Annotated in this window: 19 protein-coding genes and 1 tRNA gene; 11 read left to right on the forward strand and 9 right to left on the reverse strand. The window is 58.8% G+C overall.

Annotated elements, in window-relative coordinates; all coding sequences use genetic code 11:
• Positions 1–16 precede the first annotated feature (16 nt).
• From M8N44_RS03625 to M8N44_RS03640, 4 genes are read left to right on the forward strand one after another with little or no spacing between them, the layout of a single operon-like run.
• Positions 17–223: a hypothetical protein gene (locus M8N44_RS03625; protein ID WP_102728419.1), complete on the forward strand. Its 207-nt coding sequence runs from the start codon at positions 17–19 to the stop codon at positions 221–223.
• Positions 224–231: 8 nt separating this feature from the next.
• A complete protein-coding gene (locus tag M8N44_RS03630) occupies positions 232–1,866 on the forward strand; it encodes a portal protein (protein WP_102728420.1) in 1,635 nt (544 codons plus the stop codon).
• The gene (locus tag M8N44_RS03635) at positions 1,863–2,144 is read left to right on the forward strand and encodes a Bbp19 family protein (protein WP_102727524.1); all 282 of its coding nucleotides are present in this window, start codon (positions 1,863–1,865) and stop codon (positions 2,142–2,144) included. Before M8N44_RS03630 ends, M8N44_RS03635 begins: the two co-directional genes overlap by 4 nt.
• Positions 2,137–3,018, forward strand: coding sequence for a hypothetical protein (locus M8N44_RS03640; protein ID WP_102727525.1), 882 nt, complete (start codon positions 2,137–2,139; stop codon positions 3,016–3,018). Before M8N44_RS03635 ends, M8N44_RS03640 begins: the two co-directional genes overlap by 8 nt.
• Before the next feature lie 415 nt (positions 3,019–3,433).
• On the opposite strand, the gene M8N44_RS03645 is transcribed toward M8N44_RS03640, so the two are convergent.
• A tRNA-Val gene (locus M8N44_RS03645) sits at positions 3,434–3,508 on the reverse strand.
• Positions 3,509–3,680: 172 nt separating this feature from the next.
• Here M8N44_RS03645 and M8N44_RS03650 point away from each other — a divergent pair.
• The 3 genes from M8N44_RS03650 to M8N44_RS03660 all read left to right on the forward strand — a co-directional run bounded on the left by M8N44_RS03650 (position 3,681) and on the right by M8N44_RS03660 (position 5,361).
• Positions 3,681–4,184: a thioredoxin family protein gene (locus tag M8N44_RS03650; RefSeq protein WP_022398008.1), complete on the forward strand. Its 504-nt coding sequence runs from the start codon at positions 3,681–3,683 to the stop codon at positions 4,182–4,184.
• 191 nt (positions 4,185–4,375) lie between these two features.
• Positions 4,376–4,720 (forward strand): ferritin family protein, encoded by a 345-nt coding sequence (locus M8N44_RS03655; protein WP_102728421.1) that lies wholly within the window; start codon positions 4,376–4,378, stop codon positions 4,718–4,720.
• A gap of 296 nt (positions 4,721–5,016) precedes the next feature.
• Positions 5,017–5,361: a ferritin family protein gene (locus tag M8N44_RS03660; protein ID WP_102722244.1), complete on the forward strand. Its 345-nt coding sequence runs from the start codon at positions 5,017–5,019 to the stop codon at positions 5,359–5,361.
• A 56-nt stretch (positions 5,362–5,417) separates the two neighbouring features.
• Here the strand turns inward: M8N44_RS03660 and M8N44_RS03665 are convergent, their stop codons facing one another.
• Together M8N44_RS03665 and M8N44_RS03670 are read right to left on the reverse strand one after the other, a co-directional pair.
• Positions 5,418–5,894, reverse strand: a complete 477-nt coding sequence (locus M8N44_RS03665; RefSeq protein WP_102722245.1) for a C-GCAxxG-C-C family protein — start codon at positions 5,892–5,894, stop codon at positions 5,418–5,420.
• Positions 5,895–5,911: 17 nt separating this feature from the next.
• Complete coding sequence (locus M8N44_RS03670; RefSeq protein ID WP_240454312.1) at positions 5,912–6,586, reverse strand: DedA family protein; 675 nt, start codon at positions 6,584–6,586, stop codon at positions 5,912–5,914.
• A 122-nt stretch (positions 6,587–6,708) separates the two neighbouring features.
• Between M8N44_RS03670 and lpxB the strand changes: the two genes are divergently transcribed.
• Complete coding sequence (gene lpxB / locus M8N44_RS03675; protein WP_249853004.1) at positions 6,709–7,815, forward strand: lipid-A-disaccharide synthase; 1,107 nt, start codon at positions 6,709–6,711, stop codon at positions 7,813–7,815.
• A gap of 385 nt (positions 7,816–8,200) precedes the next feature.
• Here the strand turns inward: lpxB and gdhA are convergent, their stop codons facing one another.
• Together gdhA and M8N44_RS03685 are read right to left on the reverse strand one after the other, a co-directional pair.
• Positions 8,201–9,556: an NADP-specific glutamate dehydrogenase gene (gene gdhA / locus M8N44_RS03680; RefSeq protein ID WP_102727528.1), complete on the reverse strand. Its 1,356-nt coding sequence runs from the start codon at positions 9,554–9,556 to the stop codon at positions 8,201–8,203.
• A 190-nt stretch (positions 9,557–9,746) separates the two neighbouring features.
• Positions 9,747–10,010, reverse strand: coding sequence for a hypothetical protein (locus M8N44_RS03685; protein ID WP_146023781.1), 264 nt, complete (start codon positions 10,008–10,010; stop codon positions 9,747–9,749).
• A gap of 5 nt (positions 10,011–10,015) precedes the next feature.
• Here M8N44_RS03685 and M8N44_RS03690 point away from each other — a divergent pair, with 5 nt between their 5' ends.
• Positions 10,016–10,741, forward strand: coding sequence for a PEP-CTERM sorting domain-containing protein (locus M8N44_RS03690; RefSeq protein ID WP_102728423.1), 726 nt, complete (start codon positions 10,016–10,018; stop codon positions 10,739–10,741).
• Between the two features lie 131 nt (positions 10,742–10,872).
• Here the strand turns inward: M8N44_RS03690 and M8N44_RS03695 are convergent, their stop codons facing one another.
• The 3 genes from M8N44_RS03695 to M8N44_RS03705 form a co-directional block, all read right to left on the reverse strand.
• Complete coding sequence (locus tag M8N44_RS03695) at positions 10,873–11,883, reverse strand: transposase (protein WP_102722250.1); 1,011 nt, start codon at positions 11,881–11,883, stop codon at positions 10,873–10,875.
• 488 nt (positions 11,884–12,371) lie between these two features.
• Positions 12,372–14,162 carry a chloride channel protein gene (locus M8N44_RS03700; RefSeq protein WP_180975185.1) on the reverse strand — a complete coding sequence of 597 codons (1,791 nt, stop codon included), beginning with the start codon at positions 14,160–14,162 and terminating at the stop codon, positions 12,372–12,374.
• Positions 14,159–14,602: a PTS sugar transporter subunit IIA gene (locus M8N44_RS03705; protein WP_180971054.1), complete on the reverse strand. Its 444-nt coding sequence runs from the start codon at positions 14,600–14,602 to the stop codon at positions 14,159–14,161. The genes M8N44_RS03700 and M8N44_RS03705 overlap by 4 nt, the downstream gene beginning before the upstream one ends.
• A 217-nt stretch (positions 14,603–14,819) precedes the next feature.
• Here M8N44_RS03705 and M8N44_RS03710 point away from each other — a divergent pair, with 217 nt between their 5' ends.
• Positions 14,820–15,359, forward strand: coding sequence for a YcxB family protein (locus M8N44_RS03710; RefSeq protein WP_022397997.1), 540 nt, complete (start codon positions 14,820–14,822; stop codon positions 15,357–15,359).
• A gap of 98 nt (positions 15,360–15,457) precedes the next feature.
• Complete coding sequence (locus M8N44_RS03715; protein WP_022397996.1) at positions 15,458–16,078, forward strand: hypothetical protein; 621 nt, start codon at positions 15,458–15,460, stop codon at positions 16,076–16,078.
• 137 nt (positions 16,079–16,215) lie between these two features.
• On the opposite strand, the gene M8N44_RS03720 is transcribed toward M8N44_RS03715, so the two are convergent.
• A complete protein-coding gene (locus tag M8N44_RS03720) occupies positions 16,216–19,209 on the reverse strand; it encodes a GDSL-type esterase/lipase family protein (RefSeq protein ID WP_102728425.1) in 2,994 nt (997 codons plus the stop codon).
• Between the last annotated feature and the right edge of the window lie 77 nt (positions 19,210–19,286).

Consider the following 19,286-nt stretch of genomic DNA (forward strand, 5'->3'; position numbering starts at 1 on the left):
AGAGATTATGGGATTTATGAAACCGTCCACTCCTTCCACTCCAGCTCCGGAGCAGGCCATCCCGGTTAAGGCGGAGAGCGTGGGAGAGGAAGTGGGAGAAGATTATCAGGCCCGGGAGCGGCAGAGGCAGGGGATGATTTCCACCATTCTGGCGCGCCGCAATTCTTCCGTCGGGCAGGGGGAGGTCAATCCCCGGACTCTGCTTAGGAAAACCCTGGGATAGGCACCGCCATGGAAGAGAGAGTTGCGGAGCTGAATTCCGTGTACAAGTCCCTGGCCGCCCAGCGCGCGCCGTGGGAGACGTGGTGGGACCGCCTGAGGGATTACGTGCTGCCCCGCCGCCTGAACCGGGAAGGGGAGGTTTCCCTCCCCAACAGGGACGCCATGGACCGCATGACGGATACCACTGCCGTGGAGGCGTGCCAGAAGCTGGCCAGCGGCCATATGTCCTACATTACGCCCAGCCATGACGTGTGGTTCAAGTGGTCGGCTCCGGACGACCGGGGAGGGGACGAGGCGGAGGCCTGGTACAATCAGTGTTCGGAGATTGCCCTGAAGGAGCTGTCCGTTTCCAATTTCTATACGGAGATCCATGAGTGTTTTCTGGACCGCGTGGCTTTGGGGACCGGCAGTTTGTTTACGGGAAGTTCCTCGGACGGAAGGCTGCTGTTCACCAATATTCCGTGCGGTCAGTTCGCCTGTGCGGAGAATGCGGAAGGCCGGGTGGATACCTACGTCAGGGAGTTTACCTATACCGCCCACCAGGCGCGTTCCATGTTCGGCATGAAGGCCCTGGGGCCCAGGGCGCGGGAGGTGCTGGAACGCGGCGGCAATCCGTACGCCACGTCCCTGCGGTTCCTGCATGTGGTGCGTCCGCGCACCCGCCGGAGCCGCCGCAGGGAGCAGGCCGCCCACATGCCGTTTGAAAGCGTGTATCTGTCCCTGGACGACCAGGTGATCGTGGAGGAGGGGGGATATATGGAGTTTCCCTACCTGGTAACCCGGTTTTTGAAGTGGGGCAGCGGTCCGTACGGCCTCGCGCCCGGCAGGCTGGTGTTTCCCGCCATCCAGCAGGTTCAGTTCCTGAACCGCATTCTGGACACGCTGGGGGAGGTGGCCGCCTTCCCACGCATTCTGGAGCTCGCCAACCAGATTGGGGAGGTGGACCTGCGGGCCGGCGGCAGAACCGTCATTACCCCGGAGGCCGCCTCCCTCCACCTTCCGCGGGAGTGGGCCACGCAGGGCAGGTATGACGTCGGGATGGACCGTCTGGCGCAGAAGCAGGACGCCATCCGGCGCGCCTATTACCTGCCCATGCTGGAGCTTTGGAGCGGCCACCGCGGCAGCATGACCGCCACGGAGGTGATGGCCCGGGAGAACGAGCGCGTGCTGATGTTTTCCCCGTCCTTCACGCTGTTTGTGAGTGATCTGTATTCCACCATGACGCGCATTTTCTCCCTGCTGTTCCGCATGGGCAAGTTTCCCAGGCCTCCCCGCGCCGTTCTGCGGGAGGGGAGGGACGGCTCCATTGCCGTCGGAGAGCCCAGGGTGGTGTACCAGTCAAAGATTGCGCTGGTGCTCAGGCGCTTGCAGAGCGAGGGGATGGACCGCAGCCTTCAGCGCCTGAATATGATGATGCAGGCCGCTCCGGATTTGGCGGATCATGTGGACTGGGACCATTGCTTCCGCCTGTCCACCCGTGTGGACGGCGCTCCGGAGAGCATGCTGAGGCCCTGGGCCGATGTCCAGGCCATGCGGAAGGAACGGGCGGACCGCCAGCAGGGGGCCGCACAGGCTCCGGCGGAAGAGGATCCGTACGCTTCCCTCAATCCCTTGCTTGACCAGTTAACCACGATTCAGGAATGAACCAGGATACGACATTGCAGCAGGAGGCCTCCGTCCGGGAGGCCCGTCTCAGAAGGCGCCAGCTTTTCCGGGTGTTTGACACTCCGGACGGGCGGGAGGTGCTGACCTTTCTGGAAGCCCGCTTCCAGACTGATTTGCCCGTTTTTCAAGGCAGCCCGGGGAGTTATGACCCCCTGGACGCCATGAGGCGCGATGCCTACAGGGAGGTTTTCCTGTACATCCGCCGTCAAGTTCAGTTAGCCATTAAAGAATCCACAGCAGAAGAAAAGAATGATTGATTCCATTGATAATAATATGGCCGCTCCCTCCGGGGAGGCGGATTTTTCCGGGGCAGTTTCCCCGGAGGCGGAAGCGTTGACAGAAGCCGCGGCTCAAGCCGTGCCTCTTCCTTCCCTTCTGGGGGAGGACGGCGGTTTTGTTCCGGATTGGTATGCCCGGTTTGATGAGTTGAAGGGGATGGAGAAGTCCCTTTCCAAGTTCAAGACGCCAGAAGCGCTGGCGAAGAGTTATGCGGAGCTGGAGCGCCTGCGGCATTATCCCGGTGTGGAGAATGAGGAGCAGATGGCTCGGTTCCGCCGGATGGCCGGCCTGCCGGAATCGGAGGAAGATTACCGCCTGGAACGTCCGGAGTCCACGCCGGAAAGCGAGTGGAATGCAGGGCTCGCAGAACGCATGGCCCGCACGGCCTACCGTTACGGCGTACCGCCGGAAGCCATGAACGCTCTCCAGGAAACGATGGCCCAGGCATATGAGGAGGCCCGGGAACAGATGGCGGATTCCCGGATGGAGATGGAAACGCAGGCGGAACAGTCCCTGCAGCAGGAATGGGGCGCCAATTATGAGCGCAACATGGGCAGGGCTACCGCCGCACTCCAGCGGCTTGCGTCCGAGACGGGAGTGGATGCGGATGCCCTGCTTGACAATCCGGGTTTAGGGTCCAATCCGGACGTCATCCGCCTGCTGTACCAGGCCTCACGCCTGCTTGATGAAGCTCCTCTTCATCATTCGGGGGCCGCAACGCCCTCTCCGGCAGAAGAAGCCATGCGCATGGAGTCGGATCCCTCCCATCCGCTTTATGAGGCGTATATGAATGTGAACCATCCCAATCACAGATACGCCAATGAGTTATACGACCGTTTGACTTCCCGGTAGCCGTCCGGGCCGTTTCAGCAACGGAATTGGTTGAAAAGCAAGCCCGGCGGGAGAATTCTTCCGCCGGGCTTTTAATGGTCATTATTTCATCAGGGAAGGAGGGTCAAGGGCTGGGGCCTTCATCTGCCTTCATACCTTTAGCGTCCCGAAACAGGGCTTGCGTTCAAAAAAAGTTGGAAAAATATTTTTTTCCGTATGGATGGAGAAGGGAGGAAGATATGACTTATACCTTTTACCGTAAGTAGGTATGGATAGTATTTTCACACTGGTTCTTATTCAGGCAGCTTCCATCAATTTTTACACAAACCGTCCGTTGATGCTGGCATTTTTCAACAGGCGCCAGACCGCATCATCCCATTCATCAGGGAGGGGCAATAAAAAATCCCGTCCGGAAAGGGACGGGATTTTAAGAAGATGGTACGCGGTATAGGATTTGAACCTACGACCTCCACCATGTCAAGGTGTTGCTCTACCACTGAGCTAACCGCGCGTTTTGGAAGTGCGGGCGGATTATTACCCGATTAAGGCGGAAAGAGCAATACTTTTTTTGAAAGCGGTCCATTTTGTGAAAGGGGGAGGAAGCATTCCTGCCGGGAGGAAGACGCTGATTTTTCTTCCTATGCGGTGTATTTTTGCTAATTTGGGAAGAACATTTCACAAGTATGATGAACAGACATTTTATTTTTGCGTTGTGCGCCGTCTTGGGATTCAGCGTTTCCGGCGTTTCCATGGCCCAGAGCACTCCCGCGGACAAGGAAGCCGCCGCCAAGGCCGCCAAGGCGGCGAAGGTGAAATTCCGCTGGGGCAAGAGCCTGAAGAGCGCCCAGAAGCAGGCGGAGGAAACCGGCCTTCCCATCGTCCTTCTTTTCACGGGAACGTCCTGGTGCGGCTACTGCATTAAGCTGGAGAAGGAAATCCTTTCCAAGAAGGAGTTCAAACAGGGCATGGACGGCGTGGCTATCGGCGTCAAGTTCGAGTTCGGCAGTTCTGATTTCAGCAAGTCCAAGGAAGCCAAGACGTATAGAATCACCGGCGTTCCGGCCATGGTCGTGGTGGACGCGGAGGGCAAGGAACTGGGCCGCACGGGTTATATTCCCGGCCAGACTCCTGTCCAGTACGTTGAATTTTTCAAGAAGTACGCGCCCAAGACTGCGGAGGCCAAGTAACGTATTTGTTCCGGATCGGAACGTTTTCAGCGGGAGCGGCGGCAGAACAATCGTCGCTCCTGCCGTGTTTTGGGAAGAAAGATGGGAAATTTTCCCTACACTGTTTTTGATGGCTCAAGTTCAAAAGAAGCTCCATGAAATTATGACAAACGCATATTGAATGAAGGATTTGCCCATCCGGTCCTACCTGCATGCCTGAATTTACAAATGCATTTAGCGGATTAAAGGAAGGCCGGATGCTTACCCATGATGAATTGGTAAGGGCCATCCGGTTCATGATTGCTGCGGAATATGAATCTATTCAGATTTATACCCAGCTTGCCGCGTCCATTGACCACAAATTGGCCCAGGAAGTCCTTTGGGATATTTCCAATGAAGAAAAGGAACACGCGGGCGAATTCCTCCGCCTCCTTCAAGTGCTGGCCCCGGACGAACAGGGTTTCTACGATGAAGGGATGGGTGAAACCAATGAAAAGATCGACAAATTGAAGGCGTCCTGCCCGGACGGCAAATGCAGTTCTCAAGCCACCCAATAAAGGGTTTTCCAGCCGCCACTGCAAGACGCCCGTTTTTTTCCACGAAGAATCCGGGCGTTTTCTCATGCCGCGCATGTGTCCCGGCTCGCCTCTTTCATTTCATGCCGACAGTGGGGAAAGTCCCGCAGCGGGAAAATTGAGGAGGGAAAAACTGCCGTTTCCTCATATGGAAAAAAGCCGGAATGCGAGGCTGGATTCCTTAGACCGTTTTTAATGGAAAAAGTTCAAAGAATGTCGCGAAAAATATATGACAAAAACATTTTGAATACATTAGTGGTGATTTGAGTCATACCTGCATGCCTGAATTTACAAATGCATTTAGTGGACAAAAAGAAGACCGGATGCTTACCCATGACGAATTGGTAAGGGCCATCCGGTTCATGATTGCTGCGGAATATGAGGCCATCCAGCTTTATACCCAGCTTGCGGAATCCATCGATAACAAGCTTGCGCAGGAAGTCCTTTTGGACATTTCCAATGAAGAAAAGGAACACGCGGGCGAATTCCTCCGCCTCCTTCAAGTGCTGGCCCCGGATGAACAGGGCTTCTACGATGAAGGGATGGGTGAAACCAATGAAAAAATTGACAAATTGAAGGCGTCCTGCCCGGACGGCAAATGCAGTTCCCAGGCCGCTCATTGACGGAATCTTCTGTCTGATTAAAATGCCCGGTTTCCCTCCATGGGGGACCGGGCATTTTAATGATGCCGGGCTTTTGCTTCCAGCTCGGCCCCGTGGCGGGCGCAGAAGGCAATGCAGCGTTCACAGGGGCGGGAGGCGTAGTAGGCGGCGGTTCTTTCTCCGGGGCGCGCCGTCTCCGCAGCCAGGCGTTCCGGAGACAATCCCAGCAGTTCCCTGCAGTAAAGCGTGCCGAATTCCTGCTTGAAGGAGGCGGCCAGTGATTGGACCAGGGAAAAGATTTTTTCCTTTTCTCCGGTTTCCGGAGAGCTGTTTCCATACAGGCTCCCCGCCAGCATGCTCAGTCCGCAAAAAGCGCCGCATACTTCCCGCATGCGTCCGATGCCCGCTCCCAGGGGGGAGGAGAGCTTCAGGGCCGTTTCCTCCGTCAGGCCGCAGACGTCTGCAAAAGCCGCAAAGACGGACTGGGAACAGTTGTATCCCTGGTGGAAGTAATCCAGCGCCCGGACTGCCCGGTCTTCCTTGGAACCGTTCATGGGAAAAAGGTTTTCTTTTACTGCTCCTTTTCAGCGGGAGCGTCCGCTGCGGCGTCTTCCGGTTTTTTGCGGTCCGTCAGGCGCAGCATGAGGATGTAGCAGACGGCCAGCACCAGCACGGCCAGAATAAGGGGAAGGCTTTCGCTCTTGACGGTGGAAATCAGCTCCTCCGGGGACTTGAGCAGTTCCGGATGCCGTTCCCCGATGCGGTGGCCGTACCAGGCGAGCACCGTGCACCAGACAAACGCGCCGAGCACGGTGACCAGGGAAAAGACGCCGAAGCCCATGCGGACAATGCCTGCGGGAATGGAGATCAGGTGCCGGATGACGGGCAGAAGGCGGGCGAAGAAAACGCCTGACACCTCATACCGCTGGAGGAAGACTTCCGCCTTCTCCACCTTGTTGGGCGGCATGAAAAAGAATTTGCCCCAGCGCATGATGACCGGGCGCCCCACAATACGGGCTACGGCGTAGGTAATGGCGGATCCCAGCCAGGAGCCGAACGTTCCGGCAACCACCACCCCCCAGAAGCTCATGGATGCTCCATCCTGGGCGGACAGAATGGCCGCAGGCGGGATGACTACCTCACTGGGGACGGGGAAAATGGAGCTTTCCATGGCCATCAGGACGATGACGCCCGCATATCCCCAGTCCTGCACCCAGGACATCCAAAGTGAGATCAACTCATGCATAACGGCGCGTATCTTGCATTAAAATCCTTGAAAGAAAAGTCTTTTATTGCACCTTGGAAAAGAGGCTGGTAAGGTTGGAAGGCATACGGCGCGCGCCGTTGCAGAGAGTGATGAAGCTTTACATGATAGCAGGCGAGAAGAGCGGGGACATTCACGGAGCCCTGCTGTTGAAGAATCTGCTGCGCCTGATGCCCGGCATGGAGGTCAGGGGACTGGGCGGCCACGGCATGCATGCGTTATGCCCCGGCGTGGAGGATTGGGCGGATGAAGCCGCCGTCATCGGCGTGGTGGAGGTGCTCAAGAAATACGGGTGGTTCCGGAAGCGTTTTCTCTCCATTCTGGAGCAGATACGGCAGGACCAGCCGGACTGCCTCATTCTGATCGACTACCCGGGATTCAACCTGCGTCTGGCGGAAAAGGTGCGCAAGTGCTGCCCGCATACCAAAATCATTTATTTTATTTCCCCGCAGGTATGGGCATGGCACCGCGGCCGCATTCCCAAGATGGTGCGCATGCTGGACCTGATGATGTGCATCTTCCCCTTTGAGGCTCCCTTGTTCCAGGAAGCCGGGCTGAAAACGGAGTTCGTAGGGCACCCCCTGGTGGACGAGATTGCTTCCATCCGGAAGGATGACGTCCGGGAGGCGTCCCTGGTCGGTCTCTTTCCCGGCAGCCGGAACCGTGAGATTGACAGGCATTTCCCGGTGTTGATAGAGGTGGTCCGCCGCCTTTCCGGGGAACGGCCGGAGCTGTCTTTTGAAACCGCAGCTTCCACGGAGGCGCTTGCAGAAAGAATGCGCGGCATGGCGCAGAAGGCCGGCATGCCGCCGGAGCTGTTCCACATTACGGTGGGGGGCTATCATGAACTGATGGACCGCGCCGCCGTGGGCGTGGTGGCTTCCGGCACCGCCACGATGGAGGCCGCCTTGCACCGGCTTCCGTACATGCTGGTGTACAAGGTTCCCCTGCTCACGTACTGGATGGCGCGCATGCTTATTAAAATACGCTTCATCGGCATGGTGAACATTCTGGCGCAGAAATCCGTAGTCAAGGAGCTGATCCAGTTTGATTTTACGCCGGACCAGGTGATTGAGGAAATAGAACGCCTGCTGGTTCCGGAAAACAGGGATGCCCTGCTGGCGGAAATGAAGCAGGCCTCCGACAAGCTGGGGCAGGGCGGAGCGGCGGAACACGCGGCCCAGGCCGTCTGCCGTCTGCTGAAGGAGTAATGCTCCGGTTTTTTGACGATTTGAACCGGGAAGAATTGCGCCGGCCATTTTATTGATGGAAACGGGTTCGCAACCGGAATGGGGAAAATACATCCGTGGCCGTTGTCTGGTGAAATGCCGGTTCCGTTTTTCCATTCTGTCTCCCGGTCCGGACCAGGGGATTTGTTGCCGTGAATTCCCGGTGAACGTTCCTTTTGGAATCGGAAGTAGTTTTTCAGGCAGAGAAATCCTTCTGTGGAATGTTCCTGCTCGTTCTGCCGGGCGCAGCATTTAAAGCTATTTCCGGGCCGGAGAGGCCCCTTGAAAGGAATAAAAGAAAAGCGCCGGGCGAACCCGGCGCTTCTGTTGTGTTTTACGTTGGCAGCAAGTGTGTCACAACCGGGACTCAAACCACTCCCTGGTCGATCATGGAATCCGCCACCTTCACGAAGCCGGCAATATTGGCGCCGGTGACGTAGTTGGTGAAGGATTTGTCGGAAGAGTATTCCTGGGCGTGGGCCAGGGCGTTCGCGTGGATGTTGGCCATGATGCTCTTCAGCTTGTGGTCCACTTCCTCGCGCGTCCAGGAGAGGCGCTGGCTGTTCTGGGACATTTCCAGACCGGACGTGGCCACGCCGCCGGCGTTGGCGGCCTTGGCCGGGCCGTACAGGATTTTGGCGGCCAGGTAGGTTTCAATGCCTTCCAGGTCCGTGGGCATGTTGGCGCCTTCCGCCACCAGGGTACAGCCGTTCTTGATGAGGGTGCGGGCGTCTTCTCCGTTGATTTCGTTCTGCGTGGCGGAGGGGAAGGCGCAGTCGCACGGAACGCTCCAGGGACGCTGGCCTTCAAAGTACTGCGCCTTCGGGAACTGCTTCACGTATTCCGCAATGCGGCCGCGGCGATTGTTCTTGAGTTCCATGACCCAGGCCAGTTTTTCCGGGGAAATGCCGTCCGGATCGTAAATGTAGCCGTTGGAATCGGACATCGTGACGGGCTTTGCGCCCAGTTCATTGAGTTTTTCCACCGTGTACTGGGCCACGTTGCCGGAGCCGGACACCAGGCAAACCTTGCCCTGCAAATCGTCGTTGCGGGTGGCGAGCATGTTCTGGGCGAAGTACACGCAGCCGTAGCCGGTGGCTTCCGGACGGATGAGGGAACCGCCCCAGTTCAGGCTCTTGCCGGTGAGAACGCCGGTGAATTCATTGCGGATTCTCTTGTACTGGCCGAAGAGGTAGCCGATCTCGCGGCCGCCCACGCCGATGTCCCCGGCGGGAACGTCCGTATCCGCGCCGATGTGGCGCTGGAGTTCCGTCATGAAGCTCTGGCAGAAGCGCATCACTTCATTATCGCTCTTGCCCTTGGGGTCGAAGTCGGAGCCTCCCTTGCCGCCGCCCATGGGCAGGGTGGTGAGGGAGTTTTTGAAAACCTGTTCAAAGCCCAGGAACTTCAGAATGCCGAGGTTCACGCTGGGGTGGAAGCGGAGGCCGCCCTTGTACGGCCCGATGGCGCTGTTGAATTCCACACGGTACCCGCGGTTCACCTGAACCTTCCCCCGGTCGTCGATCCACGGCACGCGGAACAGGATGGTTCTTTCCGGTTCCACGATCCGTTCCAGAATCGCGTGGGCTTCATACTTGGAATTCGCGGCCAGAACCGGCTCAATCGTGTTGAGCACTTCCTGAACGGCCTGGATGAATTCTTTTTCGTGGCTGTTCCTGGTTTTCACCAAGTCGAGCACGCGCTGGGAATATGTCTGTGCCATCTTCTCTGTTGTTGTATTTGGGTTGACGCTTCATGCGCGGTTTTTCGCACGCGCTTTTCGTTTATCATTCCGCGGCGCGGACTGGCAATCATTTTTTTCCCCGGAAAGTGTAAAGGGTCAGCAGGAAAATAGAAAATATCTTTTTATGTTGTAATTTGTAAACTGACCCCTATGGACGATGGATATTCGTTCATACGGCATATTCCGGGGGGTGGAAACCGGAGGACATACCTGGTAATCCGGCTTCTTTTTCCCCGGAGGCGGATTTTGAATCCGGTGTCAATAAGGAATGAATGAAAAAGAAAAAGTTATCAGGAAACGCCGCTGTGCCATAGGCGGAATTCGCCTGTGATGAATGGACGGGACATTTTTTATAAACAGGCGGTTTTCTGCGTCTTGCGTGATTGTCCGGATTCAAAATCCTTAAACTGGCCTCCATTGTCAGAATAGTCAAAAACCATGAAGAAAACATTATTCCTGCTTATTTCCGGAGGGGCTTTTTCCATCGCCCAGGCGGCTTCCGTTTTTGTGGACGTGTACAGGGATGGCCCAGGCAGAGACGGCATGAACCAGTACACTTCCAATGCTGCGGCTGTTCTCCCCTTGGCGGACGCTTCCGGAAGCGATACTCCCTACACGCTTAAAATCGTTAAAAGCGCCGGGAATTTCTTTAACACGGAGCTTTCCGCCGTAACTTCCGGGGAGGGTGACCCTGCCTATTACGCCTATTACCAGAACAAGGCGGCGATGACGGATCTGGTCAATACCCTCGGTTCTTTTGATTACGGTGCGCTGTCCTCCTACATGGCTCCCGGCGCCGGAGGCTCCACCACATCCTCCATTCAATTGGGGGGGCTGACGGTGGGAGACACGGTGACATTTTACATGTTCATTTCCAGTATCGTGGCCGCTCCGGGGGCCACTACCGTGACCGGGGGAACCGGCACCTTTGAATACGCGGCAACGGACGGGACCGGTTTTTCGTCCACGCCTTCCTTCGCCAACGGCAAGCTGACCCTGGTCAAATGGACAGGGGAGGCGACGGCGGATACTCTTGATTTCCGTATCGGAGGGCAGAAAGCCGGGGTTGCGGCCATGGCGTTTTCAGTTGTTCCGGAACCGGCTTCGGCATCCATGGGATTGCTTGGCCTGGCCGCTATGCTGGTGCGCCGGCGCAGGGCATAACATCGTTCGCTCCGGCGTTCTTTATCCTGTCACGGGGTGATGTCCGGAGGGACGGCATGGTTCCCTCCCTCCGGATTTTTCCATGTGACGGGCCGGGAGAAGCTTCTTTTGGACGCTCCCGCAGGGAAAAATCAGGCGGTCAGGCGTTCGATCCATGCCCGCGTCTTCAAGTCTGTTTCCGCCATCTTCTTGGCCCGGTGGAGCAGGGTGCCCATGGATTTGGGAATGCCCATGTGCAGGCGGTTGCTGATCCAGGCGTACGGAACCAGCGTGCTTTGCCGGACGGCCAGGGCAATGATGAGCTTGGACGGATGGCTGTAGGGCGTGACGAGCAAGTCCTCCTCCGAGAGCCCGAACGCCTTCAGGCCGTTTTTCACAATGATCTCCGCCTGGTATTCCCCTATTTCCGAGGCGCGCATGCCCGTCGTGACGGGCTTTCTGCGCGCCAGCCGGGGAAGTTCGCCCACCAGCCTGGCGCGAAAGGCGCTGGAGCCGTAGCACCAGCCCCGCTGGACGGTGCCGGGGCCCACATGGCCGGCGGGGAGCAGGGAGCGTTCGTCCATGCGTTCCGCTTCAAAGCGGCCCATCAGGTGGTTGAGGTATTTCTGGCGGCCGTCGTCCGTGTCGTCGCAGCCAAAGCAGACGAGGCCGCGCTCCGGATGAATCCACTTGGGCCTTTTGGCGGGCGCGTCCAGCCATGCGGGCAGGCTGGTCCATTTGCAGCCGGAAAGGAACGTGTGGCGGCGTGCCAGGCCGGACCGCGCCGGATTCAGATGGATATAGTCGATGATGGTGGAAAAATAGTGGGCGTTTTCCGCTTCCACCACCATGGCGTGGTACCTGCCCGCAAACAGGTGGCCCCGCATGCGGTGGCGCGCGTTGAAACGCTGGGTGTAGGCAGTCTGGAGCCATTTCATGCCGTCCACCAGGTTCGCGCGCGCGGTCTGGAAGAGAATGTGGTAGTGGTTGGCCATCAGGGCATAGGCGTACACGGTCCAGCCGCTTCTGCGGGCCGCCTCCTGGAAAGTGCGCAGAAAGGTCTCCCTGTCTTCGTCATCCAGGTAAATGGCGTCTCCGCGGTTGCCCTCGCTCTGCACGTGATAGACCGCTCCAGGGTATTCTATTCTCAGGGTACGGCTCATGCCGGAAGCATACCGGATGAGGTCAAAAATGCAAGTTTGTTGTTATTTTTAACCTGACCCCTATTGCGAAAAAAGAGGGTGGAAAAAATGCGTTTTTAAGCGGGTCCGTGTTTCCGGAAAGGGGGAGCCCGCCTCCGGTGAACGCCGGACAGGATGCTGCCGGGAAAGACCGGGAAGCCCTTTGCCCGGATGGCAGCGGCGCAGCCATGCCGGCGTTTCCCCGTCTTTTTTCATGAAAGGTTTGCGGAGGAATGAGGCGCCGGAGAAGGCCGCGGTGTTTTATTCCCTGAATTCCGTCGGGAGCGCCGCATGCCAATGCGGCGACGGAAAAGAAAAAGGGAGCCAGCGGACGAAGAGAAAAGAGAAGGCTTCCTTTGAATTAACGGAGAGGGTTGCCTTTGTCCGTGTATTTTTTAAGAGCCCCTGGGGCCTGGTGCGCTTCCCGCGGGTCTTCCCGGAACCAGGGCGCGGCCCGGAAAACGCCTCTCCTATTGCAGCTTTTCCCGCCGCATGATTTCGGAGAGAACCAGGTAAAGGTCCGTCTTGTTGACCACTCCCAGCAGCAGATCGTTGTTCGGGTTCACCAGCGCCAGGGATTCCGAGCAGTGGGGGCGCGAGAAGATGCCCAGAGCTTCCGGAAGGTGCATGTCCGCGGGAAGCGTGGGCATGTCGCTGCGCAGCACGTCCATGGCCAGGACGGCCTGGGCCAGTTCCTTGTTGCGGGCGAAGGCCGCCACATCTTCCGCTACCACGCTGCCCAGGTATTTGCCCGCCGGGGAGGTGACGAAGATGGGCTGCGCCGGGTTCTTGATGAGCATGGAGGCAATCGTGCCGAATTTATCCAGCGGGTGGACCACGGGCGGGTCCTTGCGCGCCACGTCCTGGAGCTGCACCTGGGCCAGGGGCTTGTCAAAGGTGCTTCTGGGTCCGAAGGCCAGGGAATCATGGTACATGGACTGGGCCTTGGTGAGCCTCGCCATGCCGTAGGAGACCAGAACGCCGATGATCAGGGGGAACATCATGTGCCCGGCCATGGTGAATTCCACTACCAGCACCAGGGAGGTGATGGGGGCGTTGGCCGCCGTGGTGAAGAAGGCGGCCATGCCCACCAGGGAATAGGCGATGGCATGGTCCCCCGGAACTCCGAGCTGGGTGAGCGCCGCGCTGAACAGGAAGCCGCAGACGCTCCCGATGGTCAGGCTGGGCGTCAGGGCGCCCCCCACCGTACCCACGCCGAAGACGATGGCGACGGTGAAGATTTTCAGGAATAGCAGGATGCCGGCCCTCGTGGCGTCAAATTCATAATGAATGAGGGAGGTGATGATGTTTTTGCCGTTCCCCACGATTTCCGGGTAAAAGATGGCGATGACGCCCACCAGCATCCCTGCGGCCATCAGGCGCACGGGAAGCCACTGGCGCTTCCCGTTCAGGTACTGGCGCGATTTTTTGAGGATCAGGAGCCAGAAGCTGGCGACCAGGGAGGCCAGCGCGCCCAGCAGAACGCACCAGAGCACATGCTGGTTGCCCGTCAGGGACACTTCCTGCTGGAGCTGGTAGATGGGGGCCGGTTCATGGAACAGGCCCATGGTGAAGTATCCGGCGCAGCTCGCCACCAGCAGGGGGGCGAGAAAGTCAATGGTCAGCGCGCCCAGCACGATTTCACTCACGAACAGGCCGCCGGCCAGGGGCGTATGGAAGGCGGAGGACATGCCGGAGGCGGCGGCGCAGGCAACCACCAGGCGCAGGCGCGGGGCGGAGAGATGGAAGAAGCGGCCCAGGGCGGACCCCACCACGGCGGCGGCCTGCACCAGCGGGCCTTCACGGCCGATGGAGGCGCCGGAACCTACGGAGAAAACGGCGGACAGGGAGCGCAGCAGGCTGGGCTTGGGCGGCACATAGCCGTTGCCCAGCGCCACGGCTTCCATGTATTCCGTGGCCTTGGCCGGGACAAAGCGATGGGTGAAGAGAAGGGTGAGGCCGGCCAGCAGGCCGCCCGCCGCCGGAACGAAGATGCACCAGGCCCAGTCCTGGCTGGCCATTTCCTGAAAGACCTGGATTTGCTTGTAGCTGGTGCGTCCCGTCAGGACGTCCTGCACCAGTTCCACCCCCATTTCAAAAACAAGGGCCGTCAGGGCGCCCAGCGCGCCGACGACGACTGCCCAGATGAAGATGACTTGCTTGTCACCCAGCTTGACCTTTTCACGCAGGCTCAGCGCCATGCGCAGCCATGACCAGGAAATGTGCGTCTTCGCCGCAGGCTGGTTCTTCTTGTCCGTCATTGCAGGGCGTGTTGAAGGGACGCCAGCAGGCTGGCTTCGTCTCCCGTCCATTCCCCGTTGGGGCCCAGGGGAGCGTTTTTATGCCACCGCAGCAGCTTCTGCATGGTGGTCAGGTAGCCGGTCACCATGGCGGTGGGAACGCCCAGCATCACGATGAGGTGGGCATTGCGTGCGTCATCCGGCCAGAGGACGCCTTCCGGACTGATGCCTACGGTGACTTGCATGGAGTCCAGCGCGCTGGTGCGCCCGTGGGGGACGGCCAGGCCGTGGTCCAGATAGGTGGTTTGCGTTTCCTCGCGCAGAAGGACCGCATTCTTGATGTGCCTTAGCTGACGTTCGTCAAGGACTTCCGCCATGGAATCCGTCAAGGTTTCCAGAGCCTGTTCCTGAGTGGTTGCGGGCTGGAACGTGCGTACGTGAATTTGAAGATTGTCTGCCACCGGGTCTGCTAAAGGCTTTTGGCTTTTAATTCTATGAAGGGAACCATGATTATCAAGGAAATTCTGGCCTGCGTACGGGGAAGGAGGCTTTCCCTGTGAATTGGGGCGGACAAAAAGGACCCCCGCGCCTTTCCGGCGCGGCTTTTTTGACACAAACGCGGCGGAACGGCCTGTTTTTAGGCTTTCTCTTCCGCGGGAATGAAGCTACCCTGCCGCCATGATGCAGGATTCAGAGGTCATCAAACTCGTCAAGCCCGTGCCTTCCGACCGCCTGGCGACCCAGGTGCTGGTGATGTGGTACAATACGGTGCGCCCCAAGTGGAAGAAACCGCTGGATCTGGCCATCACCGCCTTTTTTGTGCTGATGACGCTGTACTCCTTCTCCCTGCGCCCGCTGCCCATATTCGCGTGGCTGTCCCTGGCCGGGGCGCTGATGGCGATCATCCTGTCCTGGTTCTATGTTCCCTTTCTGGCGAAGGCCGCCCTGGCCGCGAACAAGAAGGTGCCCATGTACCATCAGGAAAAGGATTACGTCTTCCATGAGGATTACATGACTTTCTCCAGCAAGGACGTCGAGCCCATGAATATCCCCTACGACCGCTTCACTACCCTGTGCAAGACGCGCCACGCCCTGCTGTTCCTGTTCGGCAAGAAGCTGGTGCTGTGGTTGCCGCTCAAGCTCATGAGCACGGATCAATTGGAAAGCATCATGCGCCGGTTCCGGAACCACGGCGTGGAAGTCCGGGATATTTCCTGAGGCGGAAAGCCGTTCGGGGCCGTTCCGGAAGGGGCTCAAATTTGCCGTTTCCGCGCCTTTTTTGTTGAGCGCGGGGTCAAAACGGGTAGGGTGTCTCCATGTCACGTTACAATGGAGAACAGGTTCTGGTGGTTCCCCGCGCCACGTTTGAAGAAGCGGGTTATTTCCAGGGACACCGGGAAGGCGGGGATCATTATCTGAATGCGTTCATGAAGCCGGGGGTCTCCTCCTTCATGGACCGGGAGGCGGCGGAAAACGACCCCTCCCACAAGCAGATCATCGCCTATGCCATTTTCTGCCACCAGGGCCGCATCCTGCATTACACGCGCGGCGGCTCCGGCGGTGAGGCCCGGCTGCATGACAAGGGCTCCATCGGCATCGGCGGCCATATCAATCCGGTGGACCGCCAGTCCGGCCATGACGATGTTTCCACCTATCTGGCCGGGGTGGAGCGTGAAATCCGCGAGGAACTGGTTATTGACGGGAGCTGCACCCAGCGGGTGCTAGGCGTGATCAATGACGATTCCAATGACGTGGGAGCCGTGCATCTGGGCATCGTCCATCTGTTTGAGCTGGATACGGACCGGGTGCGCGCGAATGAAGCCGCGCTGGCCAATCTCCGTTTCGTGGCCCCGGAGGAACTGTCCGGGGAGATGTTTGAGAAGCTGGAAACCTGGTCCCAGCTTGCGCTGGAGCTGTTTAAAAACAGGGGAGCCTGAAGCCTTGCGCTTCCATGAAGCGCCCGGCGGGCGTAGCAATACGCCTCCTCTTTCGTTTCCTTCCATGGGAAGCCCCCGCGGCATACGCCTGCGGGGGCTTCTTTCGTCCATCAGGGCCTGAAGAAAACAAAGGGCCGTTAATGGAAGATTTTTCTGCGCCTGCGCCACAGCAGGGCGGCCAGTCCGGCCAGACCCAGGGAAGCGCTCCCCGGCTCCGGCGCCTGGGCGAAGACCATGGCGGAATTGGCCTGGAGGTCCGTGGACATGGCCGCATCATACAGAATGCCGCCGTTCAGGAATTTGATGTTGTCCAGATTGGCGGGAATCTCCGTCAGGGAAAGCGTGTAGTGGCTGGTGCCCGTAATGTCCACGATGACTTTGTCCGCGGTAAGTCCCTGAAGAGTCAGGGAGGCGTGTTCCCCAAGAATGAGCGTGGTCATGTCTGAAACTCCGTTCAGGACGAGTCCGCTTCCGGCTTCAATGGTTACGGTGAGCGCTCCTCCCAGGGAATCCAGCGTGGTGCGGGTCTGGTTGACGGCGGAAACATGGGTGAAATCGCTCAGGGAAGCCTGGAAATGCTCCACGGTCACATGGTCCAGCACCAGGCTTCTGCCGCCGCTCACATTCGTGCCGCCGCTGATGGTTCCGGCATACTTGTCAAAACCGTAGGCCGCCGTCCCGGAGGAAAGATCCTGGATGCGCACGATGGAGCTGCCGTTGACGGCGCCGCCGGAACCGCCCCCGGAGATACTGCTCCAGGACTTCCCGTTGTGAAGCGTGGCGGAGTTTCCGGCCACGGTGACGGACGTATTTCCCTGAACGGTGCCGCCGGAGCCTCCCGCATACACATCTCCCTTGATGGTGCCCCCTGTAACGCGTACCGCGCTTCCCTCCCGGATGGAGCCTCCCTTGCCTGCGCCGTAAACGGAGCCGGCGATGACTCCGCCCGTGACGGTGGCGTTGGAACCGCCGGAAATGGAGCCTGCCAGGCCTCCCCCCATCACGTCTCCGTTAATGGAGCCTCCGTTGACGTAAACGTGCGTGGCTCCCCCGATGCTGGTCGTGCCGTTGTTGGCATTCGCGTAAATGCCGCCCATGATTTGGCTGGAAAAAGAGCCGGAGTTAATCACGATGTCCACGTTCCCCTTGATATCCGTAGCATAGGATCCGACCACGGAGGAGGCGCTATTGCTGGTGAAGGTGCCGAAGGAGGCGTTTTCCGCGGAGAATTCCAGATAAACGTTTCCGGTCACGCCGGAGGCGTTCACGGCGCCGAAGACGGTGCTTCCGCCCGTGGCGGCGTCCGTAAAGCGCAGGGCGGCATTCCCGTTCAGCGTTCCGGAATTTCCATGGGCCCCGTACCAGGCGGAGGCCTGCCCTTCCTTGGCGATGGTCAGCCAGACGTCCCCCGTATAATTGCCGGTGCTGGCATACACATGCGTGGCGTTTCCGGAAGTGATGGTGACGTTCACGGAGTTTCCCAGCCTCCCGGAGGAGGCGTCCGCCTGGGCGCGGGCATCGAAGACGCCGGAGCAATTCTGGTTGGCGGCGGAATGCGTGAAGCCAGTTTCCGGCCACGCGATGTTGCCCTCCGGAGTGCCTGACGAGCCCCCGGAGTCCGCTCCGGCGGAAATAAAGGCGTTCTCTTCATTGACCAGCCCGGAAGTGGGTGGGGCATACGATCCTGTACCATCCATGGACAGGTCTTTCAGGATGGCGTTTCCGCTGCCGTCATACTGGATGATGACGCCGTTGCTGCCGGAACCGGAGGTGACGGAAAGCGCTTCCCCGATCAGCATGTCCCCCAGCCAGACGTAATAGCCGCCTTTCAGGCCTTCCTGCTCATTGCCCGTGACGTACGCCATGCGCAGGTTTTCCGTATTGGCGGACATGTCCAGGGAATACAGGATGGTATCCCCCCATTTGATATAGGCCTCGTTAATGTTGAGCGTGCCGTAAAAAGAGCCGTTCCCCAGGCTGACGCTGAACTGGTCCGAGAGATTCCAGCCGTTTGCCGCCCCGTCTCCCAGGACCAGGTTAAAATCAAAGGTAAAGCCGTTTTTCAGGGCCGTTCCCTCCGTCCATGTCCGGGAAATGGAACTTGTCCCCGCCTGTCCCAGGCTGATGCCTTCCGCGTTCACGCCAATGTTGGATACGGAAAAGCCCGCATCCGCCAGGTTCTGCACTCCGTTCCATGCGGGCGCTCCTGCGCCCTGGTGGAAGTTGACGGCCATTTCCCCGGCGTCCCGGCGCAGTTGTCCGGCAGAGCGGCCCGCATAGCCCATGGCTTTGGCGATGTTGCCAGCCATGAGCAGGTCTCCCTGGGCGTTGGGGTGGAGTCCGTCCGCCGCGGGATTATTGAACATGGACCGCACCCCGTAAAACGGCTTGGAGGAAGCCACGTCGATGATCCCTCTGTTGACGTCGATGACCGTGACGCCCTGCCTGGACTGCCCCCAGGAATTCAGGGAGGCGTTATAGGTTTCCACCGCCTGGTGGGTGGCGTCCGAATTGCCATTGGAATGCTGGGTCCAGCAGGGAATGGTTAGAACGATGACGTTCGCGCTGCCGTTGGCGGCGTGCATGGTGTCTACGATGGCGTCCATGTCTGCCAGAAGATCCCGGGTGACTGAATCAAGACGGCTGTCCAGGGTGGAATTGTCGCCGTCGGAGAGAAGGTCGTTGGTGCCGATCATCACGAAAAAGGTATCCGGCGTGTCCGTTCCCGTGAAGGTCGGGCCCTGGTAGGCTGCTCCGTTTGCTTTGGCATCGGAAAGCCCCAGCCAGTTGGAGATGTTGGAGCCGTCAAACCTGCTTCCGGTTTTCCTGCCGGATATTTCCCAGGCCCTTGCGCTTGCCTGGGAGGAATGTTCGTTGTTGAAAACCTGGCCGCCGTAGGAGGTTCCCGCGGTGACGCCTCCGGAATTCACGCCTTCCGCATGGTAGGAAATGCCGTTGTCCGCAAATATTTTATGGAGGGCCCAGCGGTAAGTGCCGCTGTTCATGCCGTGGGTGATGGAATCGCCTACGTACATGACGTTGCCCAGGTCCGTGCCCGCAGGGGCGGCGATGGCGGAGGGGAAAGCCGCCAGCAGGGCGGCCAGGAGGGAGAGAGGGAGCCTGGTTTTCATCAAGGGGAGCAGGGGAATGAAACGGATGTTTGAAAAAAGTGAATAAAACGGCCATCCCTGAATGGACAGGGATGGCC

Source organism: Akkermansia massiliensis (genome assembly GCF_023516715.1).
GTDB lineage: Bacteria > Verrucomicrobiota > Verrucomicrobiia > Verrucomicrobiales > Akkermansiaceae > Akkermansia > Akkermansia massiliensis.

Excerpts from the sequence above, each read along its gene's own strand:
- M8N44_RS03630 (WP_102728420.1), top strand. The coding sequence starts at position 232 with ATGGAAGAGAGAGTTGCGGAGCTGAATTCCGTGTACAAGTCCCTGGCC.
- M8N44_RS03720 (WP_102728425.1), bottom strand. The coding sequence starts at position 19,209 with ATGAAAACCAGGCTCCCTCTCTCCCTCCTGGCCGCCCTGCTGGCGGCT.
- M8N44_RS03635 (WP_102727524.1), top strand. The coding sequence starts at position 1,863 with ATGAACCAGGATACGACATTGCAGCAGGAGGCCTCCGTCCGGGAGGCC.
- M8N44_RS03650 (WP_022398008.1), top strand. The coding sequence starts at position 3,681 with ATGATGAACAGACATTTTATTTTTGCGTTGTGCGCCGTCTTGGGATTC.
- M8N44_RS03710 (WP_022397997.1), top strand. The coding sequence starts at position 14,820 with ATGATGCAGGATTCAGAGGTCATCAAACTCGTCAAGCCCGTGCCTTCC.
- M8N44_RS03640 (WP_102727525.1), top strand. The coding sequence starts at position 2,137 with ATGATTGATTCCATTGATAATAATATGGCCGCTCCCTCCGGGGAGGCG.
- M8N44_RS03670 (WP_240454312.1), bottom strand. The coding sequence starts at position 6,586 with ATGCATGAGTTGATCTCACTTTGGATGTCCTGGGTGCAGGACTGGGGA.
- M8N44_RS03625 (WP_102728419.1), top strand. The coding sequence starts at position 17 with ATGAAACCGTCCACTCCTTCCACTCCAGCTCCGGAGCAGGCCATCCCG.
- M8N44_RS03660 (WP_102722244.1), top strand. The coding sequence starts at position 5,017 with ATGCCTGAATTTACAAATGCATTTAGTGGACAAAAAGAAGACCGGATG.
- M8N44_RS03695 (WP_102722250.1), bottom strand. The coding sequence starts at position 11,883 with ATGAGCCGTACCCTGAGAATAGAATACCCTGGAGCGGTCTATCACGTG.
- gdhA (WP_102727528.1), bottom strand. The coding sequence starts at position 9,556 with ATGGCACAGACATATTCCCAGCGCGTGCTCGACTTGGTGAAAACCAGG.
- lpxB (WP_249853004.1), top strand. The coding sequence starts at position 6,709 with ATGATAGCAGGCGAGAAGAGCGGGGACATTCACGGAGCCCTGCTGTTG.
- M8N44_RS03655 (WP_102728421.1), top strand. The coding sequence starts at position 4,376 with ATGCCTGAATTTACAAATGCATTTAGCGGATTAAAGGAAGGCCGGATG.
- M8N44_RS03690 (WP_102728423.1), top strand. The coding sequence starts at position 10,016 with ATGAAGAAAACATTATTCCTGCTTATTTCCGGAGGGGCTTTTTCCATC.
- M8N44_RS03700 (WP_180975185.1), bottom strand. The coding sequence starts at position 14,162 with ATGACGGACAAGAAGAACCAGCCTGCGGCGAAGACGCACATTTCCTGG.
- M8N44_RS03715 (WP_022397996.1), top strand. The coding sequence starts at position 15,458 with ATGTCACGTTACAATGGAGAACAGGTTCTGGTGGTTCCCCGCGCCACG.
- M8N44_RS03665 (WP_102722245.1), bottom strand. The coding sequence starts at position 5,894 with ATGAACGGTTCCAAGGAAGACCGGGCAGTCCGGGCGCTGGATTACTTC.